We start from the raw sequence: 2,377 nt of genomic DNA on the forward strand, positions 1-2,377 counted from the left end.
CGCGGCGCCGACGACGGCGTAGACCCAGTAATTGACGCACAGGGCCCCCACAACGGAGGCACCTTGGCGCCAAGCCCTTCCCGGCCGAGCCCGGACATCAACACGTTGAACAGACGGCGCGTGCCCTTTTGCGGTTGGAACAACCGTTCGAGCACGGTCTTCTTGCCCGCCACGCCCGGGCCGGCACCGGGTCTCCGTCCAAGCTCCGCGGGGAGCGTCTTGAAGCGCGTGGCGAAGTGATCGTCGCCTTGCTTCGCACCGTAGGCGGCGGCCGCCGTACCCGTGGCGGCGATGGCGCCGGCGGATGTGCCGCCGATCGAGCGGAAGCGGTAGGTCTCGGAAAGCTTGGCGATGGCGCGGGGATAGACGATGCCGCTGGTGATCCCGCCGCGCATCACCAGATCGCATTGGAGCTTCTCAACCATGACAACCTCCACGTGCAGAAGATTGCCACTATAGCGGTAAGCGCGAAGCAGAAAAGCCGATAAACGAAGCCGCTCTGCTCAATCCACAAAGGGATCGTGCACGAGGATGGTGTCCTCGCGCTTGGGGCTCGTGGAGAGCAGCGCCACGGGCACCCCGGTCAGCTCCTCGAGCCGGCGGACATATTTGATGCATTGGGCCGGCAGCTCCGCCCAGGAGCGCGCGCCCCTGGTCGATTCGGCCCAGCCTTCCATCTCTTCGTAGATAGGCTCCACGCGGGCCTGCGCGCCCTGCCCGGCCGGGAGATAGTCGATCTCGGCGCCGTCGAGCTTGTAGCCCACGCAGATCTTGAGCGTGCCGCCGGGCAGATCGTCGAGGACGTCGAGCTTGGTGAGCGCGATGCCATTGATGCCGCCCACTTTGCAGGTTTGCCGTACGAGGCAGGCATCGAACCAGCCGCAGCGGCGCGCCCGGCCCGTGACCGTCCCGAACTCTGCGCCGCGCTCGCCGATCAGCCTGCCGATGTCGTCGTGAAGCTCGGTCGGGAACGGCCCCTCGCCCACCCGCGTCGTGTAGGCCTTGGTGATGCCGAGCACGTAATTGAGCGCGCCGGGCCCGACGCCCGCGCCGGTCGCCGCCTGCGCCGCCACCGTGTTGGACGAGGTGACGAAGGGGTAGGTGCCGTGGTCGATGTCGAGCAGCGCACCTTGCGCGCCCTCGAACAGGATGCGCTTGCCTTCCCGGCGCGCCTCGTCCAGCAGCCGCCACACCGTATCCATGTAAGGCAGCACTTTCGGCGCGATCGCCGTCAGATCGCCGCAGAGCTGATCGGCGCTGATCTCCGGCTCGCCAAGCCCGCGGCGCAAGGCGTTATGGTGGGTCAGGATCCGCTCGATCTTCGGCTTAAGCGATTGAAGCCTGGCGAGATCCATACGCGCACGGCGCGCTACCACCTTGTCCTCATACGCGGGCCCGATGCCCCGCTTGGTGGTGCCGATCTTGCCGTCGCCCGCGGCCGCCTCGCGCAGCGCGTCGAGCTCCCGGTGAAGTGGCAGGATCAGGGTGGCGTTCTCGGCGATCCGCAGGTTCTCGCGGGAGATGGTGACACCGAGGGCCTCGATGCGCGCGATCTCGTCCACGAGCGCCCAGGGGTCGACCACGACACCGTTGCCGATCACCGCGAGCTTGTTCTTGCGCACCACGCCCGAGGGCAGCAAAGACAATTTGTAGGTCGTGCCGTCGACCACGAGCGTATGGCCGGCATTGTGGCCACCCTGGAAGCGCACGACCACGTCGGCGCGCTCCGACAGCCAGTCCACGATCTTGCCCTTGCCCTCGTCACCCCATTGGGAGCCGACGACCACGACATTGGCCACGATAAAGTCCCCTAAATCCTGGAGAAAAACACAGAAACGGCCCCGCGGAAGCGCAGGGCCGTGTGCCGTTATAGCGCGAGGCCAGCCAGGAAGCGAGCGTTCCCGCGCACGCTCAAGCCGCTTTGGCCAAGGCCTGTTTCTCGCACGCGAAGGCCCAGTCGAGCCACGGCATCAGGCTTCGACGTCGGAGTCTCGACCGTGGACCCGGTCCAGACGCGCAAGCCCGGAGGTGCCGCGCGATACGCGGCAATGTCGTACGCCACCCCCTCCTGCTCGAGCCGCGCCGTCATGCGCCGCGGAAAATCGTCCCGCGACTTAGGCGACAGCGCTGTGACCTCGGGATCGACCACCTTGAGACACACGGACGTGTTGGAACGGGTCGCGGGATCGGCCGCCACGAAGTCCACCCACGGGGTTCTTGCGACCCAGTCGGCGATGACCTTGGCATTGGCGTCGGCGCGGGCCATCGCGCCCTTGAGCCCGCCGAGTGTCTCGACGAAGGCAAGCGCGTCCATATAGTCCTCAAGGCACAGCATGGACGGCGTGTTGATGGTGGAGCCTTCGAACAGATCCTCCAT

At 66.6% G+C, this 2,377-nt stretch carries 2 protein-coding genes and 1 pseudogene; all 3 read right to left on the reverse strand.

The window, feature by feature from the left end; genetic code table 11:
• Nucleotides 1–425 (reverse strand): patatin-like phospholipase family protein (locus AUC71_RS12990; protein ID WP_193427046.1); only part of this gene is annotated, 425 nt, incomplete at its 3' end.
• A 78-nt stretch (nucleotides 426–503) separates the two neighbouring features.
• On the reverse strand, nucleotides 504–1,799 hold the full coding sequence (locus tag AUC71_RS12995) for an adenylosuccinate synthase (protein WP_069624599.1): 1,296 nt from the start codon (nucleotides 1,797–1,799) through the stop codon (nucleotides 504–506).
• 112 nt (nucleotides 1,800–1,911) lie between these two features.
• A pseudogene (locus AUC71_RS19695) lies at nucleotides 1,912–2,377 on the reverse strand (PLP-dependent aminotransferase family protein); the annotation flags it as partial.

Source organism: Methyloceanibacter marginalis (genome assembly GCF_001723295.1).
Lineage (GTDB): Bacteria > Pseudomonadota > Alphaproteobacteria > Rhizobiales > Methyloligellaceae > Methyloceanibacter > Methyloceanibacter marginalis.